Consider the following 13,150-nt stretch of genomic DNA (forward strand, 5'->3'; position numbering starts at 1 on the left):
CTCGAATGCGGCTGTTGGTCTACTTGCGCTTGATAAGCGCTTGCGCGGCGTCCGCAATAGCCGACGGGGCCATGCCGAATTCGTCGAGCAGGAATTCGGCCGACCCAGTCGGCGCGTAGATGCCGGGAACGCCGAGGCGGGTCATCGGAACCGGGGCATTGTCGACCACAACTTCGGCCACGGCCGATCCCAGCCCACCAAAGATCGAATGCTCTTCCGCCGTTACGATCGCGCCGGTTTCCTTGGCGGCCGCAATGATGGCATCCTCGTCGATCGGGCGAACCGTGGCGAGATTGAGCACTCGGGCCTTGATGCCGCGTTGCGCAAGGATGTCGGCGGCCTTCATCATGCGGTGGGTCAGCGTTCCGTTTGCGATAAGCGTGACATCGGAACCTTCGCGCAGGAGATTGGCTTTTCCAAGCTCGAACTTGTGGCCCTCCGGCAGCAGATCGGGTACGCCGACGCGCGACAGGCGCAGGAAGCAGGGGCCATTATAGCTTGCCGCCCATTCCACCGCTGCTGCCGTCTCGATGCGGTCGCAGGGTGCGATCACCGGAAGATTGGGCAGAACACGCGTCCAGGCGAAATCCTCGATCGAATGATGGGTCGGACCGAGCTCGCCATAGGCCATTCCGGATGAAATGCCGACGAGCTTGACGTTGGCATTCGAGTAGGAAATGTCGGCCTTGATCTGCTCGAGCGATCTGCCCGTCAGGAACGGTGAAGCGCCGCAGACATAGGGGAGGCGCCCGCCATTGGCGAGGCCCGCACCGACGCCGACCATATTCTGCTCGGCGATGCCGACATTGACCAGGCGATCGGGAAACTTGGACTTGAAGCCGCCGAGCTTCGAAGATCCGACCGAATCGTTGCAGACGGCGACGATCGTTTCGTTCTCAGTGGCAAGGCGTTCGAGCGTCGATGCGAAAGCGTCTCGGCAGTCGTGGAGCTTGGGTGTATTCACAGGCGCGTTCATCAAAGTGCCTCCGACAATTCTGCCAATGCGACTTCGTACTGTTCCTTGCTTGGAACTTTGTGATGCCAGTCGACACGGTCCTGCATGAAAGAGATGCCGTGTCCCTTGTTGGTGTGGGCCACGATGCAATGCGGGCGATCGCTTCGATGTTCGAGCGCCGGCACGACCTCATGCATATTGTTGCCGTCGATTTCGCTGACGTCCCAGCCAAAGGCTTCGAGCTTCGGGCGAAGCGGCGCGATGTCGTTCGTATCCGAAAGTGCCGCGCCCTGCTGGAAACGATTGTGGTCGACAATCAGGGTGAGGTTATCCAGCCGGAACTGGGCCGCGGCCATGATCGCCTCCCAGTTGGAGCCCTCCTGCATCTCGCCGTCGCCGGTGATCACATAGGTATGGTAGCCGGCGCCCGATAGTTTCGCCGCCTTGGCCATTCCGACCGCAACCGGCAGGCCGTGGCCGAGAGGACCAGTGTTGGTTTCGACGCCCGGCACCTTGTTGCAATTGGGGTGGCCATTGAGCCTCGAATGCGGTTTCAGGAAGGTCGAGATTTCCTCCTCCGGAATGAACCCGCGCTTCGCAAGCGTGACATAGAGCGCACATGCCGTATGTCCCTTCGAAAGCACGAACCTGTCCCGGTCAGGATGTTTCGGCTGGTCCGGCCAGATGCGCAGCACGCGGAAATACAGCGCGGTCAGGAGATCGATCACCGACATCTCGCCGCCAATATGTCCCGCACCTGCTTCATAGACCGCTTGGAGGTCTCGCAGGCGTATCTGGCGGGCAACCCGCTCAAGTTCGGAAGGCTCCATCGTTTCCTCGTGTGCATAAATATTCATGTATTTATATTTTTGCACAGGAAGGCGGTTAGTCAAGCCCCGTAGAGTGACATATTGCAAAACCGGCAGCCGGAAACTCGGTTGACAGGGCTAAAGCGAATTGATAATGAATTTTCCAGCAAGCGTGAATAAATATTCGTGCTTGAGGAAATATTGGCTGCTGGCCCTAATCTCCAGGGAGGAATGATGGTGGCGATCAACGTCAGCGAAGAAAAGCATCCGTCCGCGACTTGGCTGAGCAAGCTCACCGGCGCCACCGGACCGCTTGTCGGATTGCTTGCTCTTTGCGTTTTCCTGAGCCTCAGCACCGACGCATTTCTTTCGCTCCGCAACGGCCTCAACATTCTCGATCAGATCACCGTGCTTGGGATCATGGCCGTCGGCATGACCTTCGTCATTCTGATCGGCGGCATTGACCTTTCAGTCGGTTCGGTCCTGGCGCTGGCCATGATGGTCATGGGCTGGACGGCAAATATTGCCGGCCTGCCGCTTGTCGCGGGGATTGCAGTCGCGCTCGTCGCTTCCGCGGTCAGCGGGCTGATCGTCGGACTTCTCGTGACCCTGTTCAGGGTTCCGGCCTTTATTGCGACGCTGGCAATGATGTCAGCCGCACGCGGCGTCGCGAACATGATCACCGACGGTCAGCAGATCGTGGGGTTTCCCGACTGGTTCATGATGCTCGCGATCGATCGCCATTTCGGCGTGCTGACCGCGACGGTTTTCCTGATGCTGGCGGTTGTCGCCGTGGCCTGGGTGTTCCTTCACTTCCGCTCGGAGGGGCGCATGCTCTATGCCGTGGGCGGCAATCCGGAAGTCGCTCGTCTCGCCGGCATCAATGTTCAGCTCGTGACGATCGCCGTCTATGTCGCAAGTGCGGTGCTGGCCGGTCTGGCCGGTATCGTGCTTGCAGCCCGCCTCGACTCCGTTCAGCCGTCCAGCGGCTTTGGATATGAACTCGATACGATTGCGGCCGTCGTCATTGGTGGCACCTCTCTTTCCGGCGGATCAGGCGGCATCGGCGGCACGCTCATCGGCGTGCTGATCATCGGCGTCCTGCGCAACGGCCTCAATCTGCTCAACGTCTCGCCATTCCTGCAGCAGGTCATCATCGGCATCGTCATCGTACTTGCAGTCGGTGCGGAAACGATCCGCAGGCGGCGGGCCTGATATTCGGGTCCGCGCCCGGCGGACCTCAACGATTTCCTCTCCGAGAGGTTTGGAGCGGATCATTTGCCCGAGGGGGAGGACATACCCAAGGGTTCACTGAAAAAAGGAGGAAATGAAATGAAATTTGCGCGCATTCTTCTGGCTTCGGCCGCCGTATTGGCGATGTCATTGGGTTCCGTTCAGGCGAAAGACACCAAGAAGATCGGCCTAGCCGTCGCAAACCTGCAGGCGAACTTCTTCAACCAGATCAAGCAGTCCGTCGAGGATGAGGCCAAGAAGCGGGGCATTCAGGTCGTGACCGTGGATGCCAAGGGCGATGGCCCGACCCAGATCAACCAGATCCAGGATCTCCTGACCCAGAACATCGATGCCCTGATCTATATTCCGGCCGGTGCTGCTGCGGCAAGCGTTCCCGTCAAGCTTGCCAAGAATGCCGGCATTCCGGTCGTCAACGTCGACCGCAACGCCGATGGCGCCCCCGGCGACACCTTCCTCGCCACGGATTCCGTCGCGTCGGCCAAGGCCGTTTGCGACTACATCCTCAAGCAGGCCGGCGGCAAGGGCAAGATGGTCATCATCCATGGTCAGAAGGGCACGACGCCGGAAGTCGACCGCAGCAAGGGTTGCGCGGAATCGCTGAAGGCAAATCCCGGCGTGAAGGTGGTTGCCGAGCAATATTCCAACATGTGGGCCCAGGACGAGGGCTTCCAGATCATGCAGAACATGCTGCAGGCAAATCCGGATGTATCGATCGTGTTTGCCCAGGCCGATGCGCTCGCACTCGGCGCCGCGCAGGCGATCAAGGTGGCAAACCCGTCCCAGAAGATCGTCGTCGGCGGCTTTGACGGCGATACGGCGGCTCTCGAAGCACTCAGCAAGGGCGTCTTCGACGTCACCGCGACACAGCAGACGCAGAAGATGGGCCGCGATGCGGTCGCCAATGCCGTCAAGCTCGTCGCCGGTGAAAAGGTGCCTGCAGTACAGCTGATGGACGCGACGCTGACGACCAAGGAAAACGTGGCCGGCTTCATCGCCAACCATCCGTAATCGTGCCGAAGTCTTGAGGAGGTATGCCGTGACTGAGCCCGTTCTTTCCCTGAGGAGCATATCCAAGCGCTACGGACCGCTTCAGGTGCTGAAGAATGTCAGCCTTGATGTCTATCCGGGTGAGGTGGTCGCGCTTCTCGGTGAAAACGGCGCCGGCAAGTCGACATTGTCGGGCATCATCGCCGGATCACGCACGCCCTCCGAGGGAACAATGACATGGCTGGGGCAGCCCTATGCCCCAGCCACTCCACGCGAGGCGATCGACAAGGGTGTCGTCCTGATCCATCAGGAATTGCAGCTCCTGCCGCATCTTTCGATCGCCGAAAATGTCTTCATCGGGCGATGGCCGATGAGGAACGGGGCTGTCGATCGCCCCCAGATGATCAGGCGTGCGCAGGAACAGCTTGCACGCCTCAACCTGCATATACCGGCGACGCGAAAGGTTGCCGGTCTGTCGACGGCCAATCAGCAGCTCATCGAAATCGCCAAGGCGCTGGCGCTCAATGCCAAGCTGCTAATCCTCGACGAACCGACCGCCGCGCTCGGTGGAGCGGAGACCGAAGCCCTGTTCGAGCAGGTAAGAAAGCTTCGGTCAGAAGGCGTGGGGATCGTCTACATTTCGCACCGCATGGAGGAGATCAAGCAGATCACCGATCGCATCGTCGTCCTGCGCGATGGCGAGCGCGTCCAGGAGTTTGCCGACAGTGCCACACCGGTTCGCACGATCGTCGAAAGCATGGTCGGTCGTTCTCTGGACCGGATGTTCCCGGCTCTTCCCGAGCCGACTGACCGGGCGGTGCTGCAGGTTAGTGGGCTGACTTCTCCCGACAATTCATTTCGGGACGTGACGTTCGACGTTCGGGCCGGCGAGATCCTCGGCATTGCCGGGTTGGTTGGTGCCGGCCGCACGGAACTCGTGCGTGCCATTTCCGGGGCAGATCCGATTAGCGCCGGTTCGATCAGGCTGGAGGGCAAGGAGCTCAAGCTTCGTGATCCGGCGGATGCGATCGCAAGGGGTATCGTCATGGTGCCCGAGGATCGCAAGGAACAGGGCCTCGTCGTCGGTCATCGCATCGGCGAGAACATCATCTACGCCAATCTCGACAAGCTCGGCGGGCGTTGGATCACGTCGCGCGTCAAGCGTGCCTTTGCCGAAAAGGCCGTGGCGAAGTTCGGCGTCAAGGGCCGCGCCGAGCAATATGCCTCGGACCTGTCGGGCGGCAACCAGCAAAAGGTCGTCATCGCAAAATGGCTGATGCGCGATCCCAAGGTCGTCGTCCTCGATGAGCCGACCCGAGGTATCGATGTCGGCGCCAGAGCAAGCATCTACGACATCATCGTGAACCTGGCCAAGCAGGGGGTGGCGGTCATCGTCGTCAGCTCCGACCTCGAGGAGGTTCTTGGCGTCTCCAACCGTATTCTCGTGCTCGCCCAGGGCAAGCAGGCGGGCATTTTGAACCGTGACGAGGCCAATGATGTCTCGGTCATGGAACTTGCGACAATCTAGAGCATTTCCAGGAAAAGTACGCAGCAGTTTTCCGCCCGGAATGCGTAAAGAAACAATAACATAGGGCATTTTCGCGATTCGAAGAAAAGCGGAAACGCTCCAGGCAAACAGAAAGGAAGAGCGGTGTCCGACATCACTCTGAACGCCCCGAAACTTTTCGATCTCAAGGGACAGGTCGCGCTCGTGACCGGCGCAGGAAGCGGGATCGGGCAGCGCATCGCAATCGGCCTTGCCCAATGCGGCGCCGATGTCGCACTTCTTGACCGTCGCTCCGACGACGGTTTGGCGAACACGGCTTCGCACATCAAGGCTGCCGGTCGCCGCTCCATCCAGATTGCGGCCGATGTCACCAGCAAATCTTCTCTTGAGGAGGCGGTTGCCCGTACCGAAGCGGAACTCGGCGCACTGACGCTTGCCGTCAATGCCGCCGGTATCGCCAACGCCAATCCTGCCGAGGAGATGGAGGAAGACCAGTACCAGACATTGATGGACATCAATCTGAAGGGTGTCTTCCTGTCGTGCCAGGCAGAAGCGCGCGCCATGCTGAAGAATGGACGTGGATCGATCGTCAACATCGCCTCCATGTCCGGCGTCATCGTCAATCGCGGCCTGAGCCAGGCGCATTATAACGCTTCCAAGGCCGGCGTGATCCATATGTCGAAGTCGCTCGCGATGGAGTGGGTCGGCCGCGGCATTCGCGTCAACACCATCTCGCCGGGATATACCGCAACGCCGATGAACACGCGTCCGGAGATGGTTCACCAGACCAAGCTCTTCGAGGAGCAGACGCCGATGCAGCGCATGGCAACGGTCGATGAGATGGTCGGTCCCGCCGTCTTTCTGCTGTCGAATGCCGCGAGCTTCGTGACGGGCGTCGACCTGCTCGTCGACGGCGGCTTCTGCTGCTGGTGATGCGATGAAGAAACTGATTGCAGGCAACTGGAAAATGAACGGTCTCGCTTCCTCCCTGGCTGAGATCGAGGCGCTGAAGGGAATAACGGGCGAGGCGGCGTGCGACATCGTCGTCTGCCCGCCCTTCACGCTGGTGGAAAAGGCGGCCGAATGTGCCGCAGGTTCGGCGATTGCCGTCGGCGCGCAGGATTGCCACGCGCAGGCCGCGGGCGCCTTCACCGGAGACGTCTCCGCCGAAATGCTCGCCGAAATCGGCGCTCGCTTTGTCATTCTGGGACATTCCGAACGGCGTTCGGCCTACGGCGAGGCAGATGCCGCAGTCGCGAGGAAGGCTATTGCAGTCCACAAGGCGGGACTGACGAGCATTATTTGCGTCGGCGAAACGCGCGAAGAACGGGATGAGGGACGAGCGATCGAAGTCGTTCGTGCCCAGCTTGAGGGATCGATTCCCGACACAGCGACCAATGCGAACATGGCGATCGCCTATGAACCGGTATGGGCGATCGGAACCGGATTGGTTCCGACCCTTGAGCAGATCGAAGAGGTGCATTCGTCCATCCGGCAGACGCTCGAAAGACGGCTGGGAGAAGACGGGCAGGGTGTCAGGATTCTCTACGGCGGCTCGGTCAAGGCATCAAATGCAAAGGCGATCTTTGGCGTTTCCAACGTCGATGGTGCTCTCGTCGGAGGGGCGTCGCTGAAGGCATCGGAGTTCGCCGGGATTATTTCGGCTACCGTTTGAAGTCGCCAGCAACAGGCGGGGCGATCAGCCCTGGAGTCGACGCCTGGCATGGCTGTCACCGCGAAAGGAATAGGAAATGCAACGCTTCGAAAACAAGACCGTCGTCATTACCGGCGCGAGCCGCGGCATCGGTGCTGCGATCGCCAGGCGGTTCGCGCGCGAGGGTGCCAATCTCGTGGTCTCGGCCAATGAGGATTCCGTCCACGCGGTTGCTGATGGGATCAAGGCTGACGGCGGAAAGGCGATTTCCTTCGTTGGAGACGTGACGGACAAGGTCAGCGTGAAGGGTCTTTACGAGGCTGCCGAAGCGGCTTTCGGCGCCGTTGACGTATCGATCCAGAATGCCGGCGTCATCACCATTGCCCGCGTCGAGGACATGACCGAGGGCGAATGGGACAAGGTCATGGCGGTCAACACCAAAGGCGTCTTCCTTTGCGCCCAGGAGGCGATTGCCCGCATGCGCAAGCATGGGCGCGGCGGCCGGATCATCAATACTGCCTCCGGCCAGGCGCGCGACGGCTTCATCTACACACCGCATTATGCGGCATCGAAGATGGGCGTCGTCGGCATTACCCAGAGCTTGGCAAAGGAAGTCGCGACCGAGGGAATTACCGTGAACGCCTTCTGCCCCGGGATCATCGAAACCGATATGTGGGCCTATAACGATCAGGCATGGGGCAAGCTGTTGGGCAATTACGGTCCCGGCGAGCTCATGAAGGAATGGGTCGAGGGCATTCCGATGAAACGGGCCGGATCGGGCGAAGACGTTGCAGGTCTCGTCACTTTCCTTGCCAGCGACGATGCCGCCTATATCACCGGCCAGACGATCAATGTCGACGGCGGCCTGATCATGTCTTAGTTCGACAATGAGGAACGGTGCGTTCAATGGGCGGATCGGATTCTCGACAATTCGGCGATCAATGCCTCTTGCGGAACCAGGCATTGATCCCTTATCTTTTACGTGTTCTCAGGGCGGGGTGTAATTCCCCACCGGCGGTATGGGGAGCTTCCTCGAGCCCGCGAGCGCCTTCCGGTTATCGGAAGGGTCAGCAGATCCGGTGAGATGCCGGAGCCGACGGTCATAGTCCGGATGGAAGGGAGCAACGCAGGAGACGCTGCTTCATGGTGGCGTTCACATGCTTGTTCGCCCAAGGGAAAATGGTGGCTTTAACCGGCCATGCACGCCGTTCCAAGCGGCAACCCTTGAAAGGCAGGAAAATGACAATTTCGAAAATTGAAGATGCGATCGCTGCGATTGCGCGGGGAGAGATCATTGTGGTTGTCGATGATCGCGACCGCGAAAACGAAGGCGATCTGGTGATTGCTGCGGAAGCGGTCACGCCGCAGGCAATCGCTTTCATGATGAACCATGCCCGCGGTCTCATCTGCGTTCCGATGGAGGGCGAAAGGCTCGACGAGCTCGATATTCCGCTGATGGTGCCGCGCAACACCGAAGTCCTCAAGACCGCGTTTACCGTTTCGGTCGACTACATCCCGGAAACCACGACCGGAATATCCGCCGCCGACAGAGCGGCAACCGTTCGTGCCCTCGTCAGGGACGGATCGCGCCCGGAGGAGTTTGCCCGGCCCGGTCATATCTTTCCGCTTCGCGCGCATCCAAACGGTGTCCTGTCGCGTCCCGGCCATACGGAAGCAGCGGTGGATCTTGCCAGGCTTGCCGGCCTATCACCAGCCGGTGTCATCTGCGAAGTGGCGAATGACGACGGCACGATGGCGCGCCTCCCCGAGCTTGAAGTTTTCGCCGAGCGGCATGGCCTCCACCTTGTCACGATCGAGGATCTCATCGCCTACAGGGCTGCGATCGCTCCTTTCAAGGCTGCCTGATCGTTCCGATACAGCCCATCCTGATGATCCCGCCCGGATCGATATTTGCCCGAGGCTCTCCTATGCTCCTTGAGGGGCAAGGAGAGCCTTTTTCAGCCGATGAATATGTCCGGCGCCAATTCCGCAGCAGCCGCCGACCATCGTCGCGCCAGCATCGACCCACGAGCAGGCGAAGCGTGAATAGGCGTCATCGTTCAGATCCTCTCGGGTCGCGTGAAGGCCCTCGTTGGCAGCGGACTCGCCTTGCTCTCCCTCGAAGGCATTGGCATAGACGCCGATTTGCAGATTGTTGCCGTCCCGCTTGAAAATCTCCGCTGCCGTATCGACGGCCTTTCGCATGACTTCCGGTTTGCTGCAGTTGAACAGAAGTGCGTCGGCGCCAGATGACGCCGCCCACTGAGCCGCATCCTCGACGGCTTCGCCGGATCGAAGCTTGGGAGAGGCGCCATTCCTCTGCGCGGCGTCATCCGCGAGTGTGAAGGAGATCCAGAACGGCTTGCCGGTGCCAGCAACCGCAGTCCGAACCGCCTCTCCCTCCGCGATCAGGCTAAGGGTTTCGCCAAGCCAGACATCGACATAGGGATCAAGGTTTTCGACCAGAACCTTGAGATAGTCTTGTACCCGAGACGCGTCGAAATTCTGCGGCTCGTAGGAGCCGAAGATGGGCGGCAACGAACCGGCGACCAGGACCTTTCGATCCTTGCAGGCATCGGCGGCGTCGCGCGCCAGCCGACCAGAAAGGGCGATGAGGTCGGCTCCTTCCTTCCGGAATCGCTCCTCGCCAATGTGAAAGGGCACGAGCGCGTAGCTGTTCGTCGTGATGACGTCCGAGCCGGCAGCGATGAATTCGCCATGGACCTGCCGGACGATCTCCGGCGAATTGACGAGCGCCAGCGCCGACCACTCCGGCTGCTTCAATTCCGCGCCGAGACGCAGCAGTTCGCGGCTCATGCCGCCATCGAGGATCAACAGTTTGCTCATGAATAGGATCTCCAGAATGGCTCGGATCTGCGGAGAGGTTTCATCTCTCCCTCGCGCCGTGGGTTAGCGCCGCACCGGCACCTGCGCTTCCAGAAAGCGGAAGCTTCGCGCGATGATGGCTGTAAGGATGAGATAGAAAACGGTAACGACGATCAGCGGTTCGTAGACGAGCAGCGTGTCCTGGCGAACCTTGGTGGCAACGGCATAGAGATCCATTACCGTCACCGTGAAGGCGAGCGGTGTCGCCTTCAGCTGCATGACGATTTCGCCGCCGATCGTCGGCAATGCGATACGAATGGCGCGCGGCAGCCAGATGCGCCGCGTCAGCGTGAAGGGACGCATGCCGAATGCGCGGCCGGCTTCCAGCTCGCCTTTCGGGACGGCGAGCAAGGCGCCGCGCAACACCTCCGCTTCGTAGGCCGCATAATTCAGCGTGAAGCTCACTGCGGCGAAGAAGAAGCCTTCGCGCAGGATAGGCCAGAACAGGCTCTGGCGGATACCCGGGATCATCGGCAGAAGAGAGCCAACGCCATAATAGAGCAGCCAGAGCTGTATCAGCAGCGGCGTGCCCCGGAAGAAGGTGCAGTAGCCGCGGGCAAGGCTTCGCAGGATCGGGCCGCCGCTGACCTGGGCGAAGGCCAGGCCGATCGCGATGATGAAGCCGAAGACGACGGAAATCGCAAGCAGCGACAGCGTCTGCACGGCTCCCGTCAACAGGAGCGGCCAATAGGATGATATCCATGAGAAAGTCATGCCAACATCCCTTACGCAAGCTTCGGCTGGCCGCGCCGCACCCGTCGCTCGACCAGATTGAATATGGCGTTCGAGACGAGTGTCAGAGCGAGATAGATGAGGGCGGAGGCGAGGAAAAAGATGAAATAATGCTTGGTGCTTGCGCCGGCGAGACGTGTGGCGAGAGCCAGTTCCTGGTAGCCGACGACTGCGACGAGAGCGCTGTCCTTCGTCACTGACATCCACAGATTGGCAAGACCGGGTAGAGCGTTCGGCAGTAGGGCGGGCAGGATGATGCGACGGAAACGCAGCCGCGGCCCCATGCCGAAAGCCTTGGCCGCCTCGATCTGGCCGACGGGGATCGCCAAGATCGCGCCGCGCAACACCTCCGTCATATAGGCACCCTGCACGAAACCGAGCACGGCGACCGCGACAGCAAAGCCGTTCAATTCGAAGGCAGGCAGGTTGAGCGCCGCGAGGAGCCGATTGAGGCCGTCCATTCCGGCATAATAGAGCCCGACGATCAGGATCAGCTCGGGGACTGCGCGAACGGTGGTCGTATAGAGCTCAAGCAGAAGGCGGAGTGGCCTGATACTGGAAAGCTTGCCCAACGCGCCGCCAGTACCAAGCAGAAGGCCGATCAGAAAAGCGCCGGCGGAGATGGCGACCGTTGAGACGGCCCCGGTCAGGAGCACGCCACCCCATCCGGGCGGATAGGGGGAGAGCAGATCGAGTATGCCTTGCTGGGAGGTCGCCATCGCCGCGATCGTTTACTTCGCGCCGTAAATATCGAAAGTGAAATACTTCTTGGTGATCTCGTCGTATTTGCCGCTGGCGCGTACTGCAGCGATCGCGGCGTTGAGCTTTGCCTTGAGTTCGGTGTCTTCCTTGCGCAGGCCGCCGGAAACGCCGGCTCCGAGGATTTCCTTGTCGTCGGCCACGTCGCCCATCTTGGCGCAGCAATCCTTGCCGCCATCGCTCTTCAGGAAGGCATCAAGCGCAAGGGAATCGCCAAAGACATAGTCGATGCGGCCGGCGGCAAGATCCTGAAACGCCTCGTCGAGCGTCTGGTAGGTCTTCTCGTCCGCGACCTTGGCAAAGTATTTCTTGTAATACTCCGACTGGATGGTCGACACCTGAATGCCGATGGTCTTGCCCTTGACGTCGTCTGCGGTTGCGCCTGGCTTCTGGTCCTTCGGGCCGATCAGCGTGCTGGGCGTATTGTAATATTTGTCGGTGAAATCGATGACCTTCGAGCGCTCGGCCGTATTCGACATCGATGACCAGATCACATCGAACTTCTTGCTCTGAAGCGCCGGAATGAGGCCATCCCAGGAAAGCTCGACGATCGAGCATTTCTCTTTCATCTGCTCGCAGACGGCATCCATCATGTCGATTTCCCAGCCCTGCCATTTGCCCGAGGCATCCTTGGCGAAGAAGGGCGGGTAGGATTCGTTCATGATGCCAAAGCGAACTTCCGCATGAGCGGTCATGGAAGAGAGCGTAAGGGCAAGTCCGGCAAGTAAGGTGGAAATCAGTCTCATGTAAGGGATTCTCCTAATGGTTTTATCTGCGAATGGGATGGGGATCAGGACGTCAGCATGCCGGTAAACTCCCGACAGCGAGAGCTGATCGGAGCATCGAAGATCTGCCTGGGCGGCCCTTCCTCCTCGATCCGCCCCTGATGCAGGAAGAGAACGTGGTTCGAGACGTCGCGGGCAAAGCGCATCTCGTGCGTGACCAGCAGCATGGTTCGGCCCTCCTCGGCGAGGTCGCGGATGACTTTGAGGACTTCGCCGACCAGTTCGGGATCGAGAGCCGATGTCGGCTCGTCGAAGAGCATCACGGCCGGATCGATGCAAAGCGCGCGAGCAATCGCTGCCCTTTGCTGCTGCCCTCCGGAGAGGAAGGCCGGATAGGCATCGCGCTTGTCGTAAAGCCCGACTTTATTGAGAAGAGCCTCAGCCTTCTCGATCGCCTCGCGACGGGGCACACCCAGGACATGCACCGGGGCCTCGATGATGTTTTCGAGAACGGTCATGTGCGCCCAGAGATTGAAGCTCTGGAAAACCATGCCCAGACCACTGCGCATCCGTTCGATCTGCCGCCAGCTTTTCGGCTGCATCTGTCCGTGGCGTCCTCGTCTCAGGGCGACTTCCTCGCCGTTGACGACGATGCGGCCGCGATCGGGCATCTCAAGCAGGTTTATGCATCGCAGAAACGTGCTTTTTCCGGAGCCGGAGGAGCCGATGATGGAAATCACGTCCCCCTGATTGGCAGTGGTTGAAACGCCCTTGAGGACCTGATGTGACCCAAAGCTCTTGTGAAGATCTTCCACGCAAAGCGCCTGGGAGGACAGCGCTGTCATATAGAATTCCGATGAAAAACAATTTGCGGAGAATATC

At 60.1% G+C, this 13,150-nt stretch carries 14 protein-coding genes and 1 riboswitch; of the genes, 7 read left to right on the top strand and 7 right to left on the bottom strand.

Annotated elements, in window-relative coordinates:
• Positions 1-19: 19 nt before the first annotated feature.
• Both AC13Q5_RS14485 and AC13Q5_RS14490 read right to left on the bottom strand, forming a co-directional pair.
• On the bottom strand, positions 20-976 hold the full coding sequence (locus tag AC13Q5_RS14485; protein ID WP_488502102.1) for a transketolase family protein: 957 nt from the start codon (positions 974-976) through the stop codon (positions 20-22).
• On the bottom strand, positions 976-1,785 hold the full coding sequence (locus AC13Q5_RS14490; protein WP_488502103.1) for a transketolase: 810 nt from the start codon (positions 1,783-1,785) through the stop codon (positions 976-978). Before AC13Q5_RS14490 ends, AC13Q5_RS14485 begins: the two co-directional genes overlap by 1 nt.
• Positions 1,786-1,998: 213 nt before the next feature.
• Here AC13Q5_RS14490 and AC13Q5_RS14495 point away from each other — a divergent pair, with 213 nt between their 5' ends.
• From AC13Q5_RS14495 to ribB, 7 genes are all read left to right on the top strand, one after another.
• Positions 1,999-2,979: an ABC transporter permease gene (locus tag AC13Q5_RS14495; protein WP_075856084.1), complete on the top strand. Its 981-nt coding sequence runs from the start codon at positions 1,999-2,001 to the stop codon at positions 2,977-2,979.
• 117 nt (positions 2,980-3,096) lie between these two features.
• A complete protein-coding gene (locus AC13Q5_RS14500) occupies positions 3,097-4,026 on the top strand; it encodes a sugar ABC transporter substrate-binding protein (RefSeq protein WP_075855984.1) in 930 nt (309 codons plus the stop codon).
• A 28-nt stretch (positions 4,027-4,054) separates the two neighbouring features.
• On the top strand, positions 4,055-5,533 hold the full coding sequence (locus tag AC13Q5_RS14505; protein WP_488502104.1) for a sugar ABC transporter ATP-binding protein: 1,479 nt from the start codon (positions 4,055-4,057) through the stop codon (positions 5,531-5,533).
• 123 nt (positions 5,534-5,656) lie between these two features.
• A complete protein-coding gene (locus tag AC13Q5_RS14510; RefSeq protein ID WP_075855986.1) occupies positions 5,657-6,445 on the top strand; it encodes an SDR family oxidoreductase in 789 nt (262 codons plus the stop codon).
• A 4-nt stretch (positions 6,446-6,449) separates the two neighbouring features.
• The gene (gene tpiA, locus AC13Q5_RS14515; RefSeq protein ID WP_488502105.1) at positions 6,450-7,187 is read left to right on the top strand and encodes a triose-phosphate isomerase; all 738 of its coding nucleotides are present in this window, start codon (positions 6,450-6,452) and stop codon (positions 7,185-7,187) included.
• Positions 7,188-7,263: 76 nt separating this feature from the next.
• Positions 7,264-8,046 (top strand): SDR family oxidoreductase, encoded by a 783-nt coding sequence (locus AC13Q5_RS14520; RefSeq protein WP_488502106.1) that lies wholly within the window; start codon positions 7,264-7,266, stop codon positions 8,044-8,046.
• Positions 8,047-8,146: 100 nt separating this feature from the next.
• Positions 8,147-8,293: riboswitch (FMN riboswitch) on the top strand.
• A 112-nt stretch (positions 8,294-8,405) separates the two neighbouring features.
• A complete protein-coding gene (gene ribB, locus AC13Q5_RS14525) occupies positions 8,406-9,032 on the top strand; it encodes a 3,4-dihydroxy-2-butanone-4-phosphate synthase (protein ID WP_075855989.1) in 627 nt (208 codons plus the stop codon).
• Between the two features lie 60 nt (positions 9,033-9,092).
• On the opposite strand, the gene AC13Q5_RS14530 is transcribed toward ribB, so the two are convergent.
• The 5 genes from AC13Q5_RS14530 to AC13Q5_RS14550 form a co-directional block, all read right to left on the bottom strand.
• Entirely contained in the window at positions 9,093-10,013 is a 921-nt protein-coding gene (locus tag AC13Q5_RS14530) for a homocysteine S-methyltransferase family protein (protein ID WP_075855990.1), read from the bottom strand.
• A gap of 63 nt (positions 10,014-10,076) precedes the next feature.
• On the bottom strand, positions 10,077-10,766 hold the full coding sequence (locus AC13Q5_RS14535; RefSeq protein WP_488502107.1) for an ABC transporter permease: 690 nt from the start codon (positions 10,764-10,766) through the stop codon (positions 10,077-10,079).
• A gap of 11 nt (positions 10,767-10,777) precedes the next feature.
• The gene (locus tag AC13Q5_RS14540) at positions 10,778-11,503 is read right to left on the bottom strand and encodes an ABC transporter permease (RefSeq protein WP_457879138.1); all 726 of its coding nucleotides are present in this window, start codon (positions 11,501-11,503) and stop codon (positions 10,778-10,780) included.
• Positions 11,504-11,515: 12 nt separating this feature from the next.
• Positions 11,516-12,289: a transporter substrate-binding domain-containing protein gene (locus AC13Q5_RS14545; RefSeq protein ID WP_457889339.1), complete on the bottom strand. Its 774-nt coding sequence runs from the start codon at positions 12,287-12,289 to the stop codon at positions 11,516-11,518.
• 44 nt (positions 12,290-12,333) lie between these two features.
• Complete coding sequence (locus AC13Q5_RS14550; protein WP_075855994.1) at positions 12,334-13,113, bottom strand: ABC transporter ATP-binding protein; 780 nt, start codon at positions 13,111-13,113, stop codon at positions 12,334-12,336.
• Between the last annotated feature and the right edge of the window lie 37 nt (positions 13,114-13,150).

The organism is Martinezella sp. CNPSo 3964, from assembly GCF_057784375.1.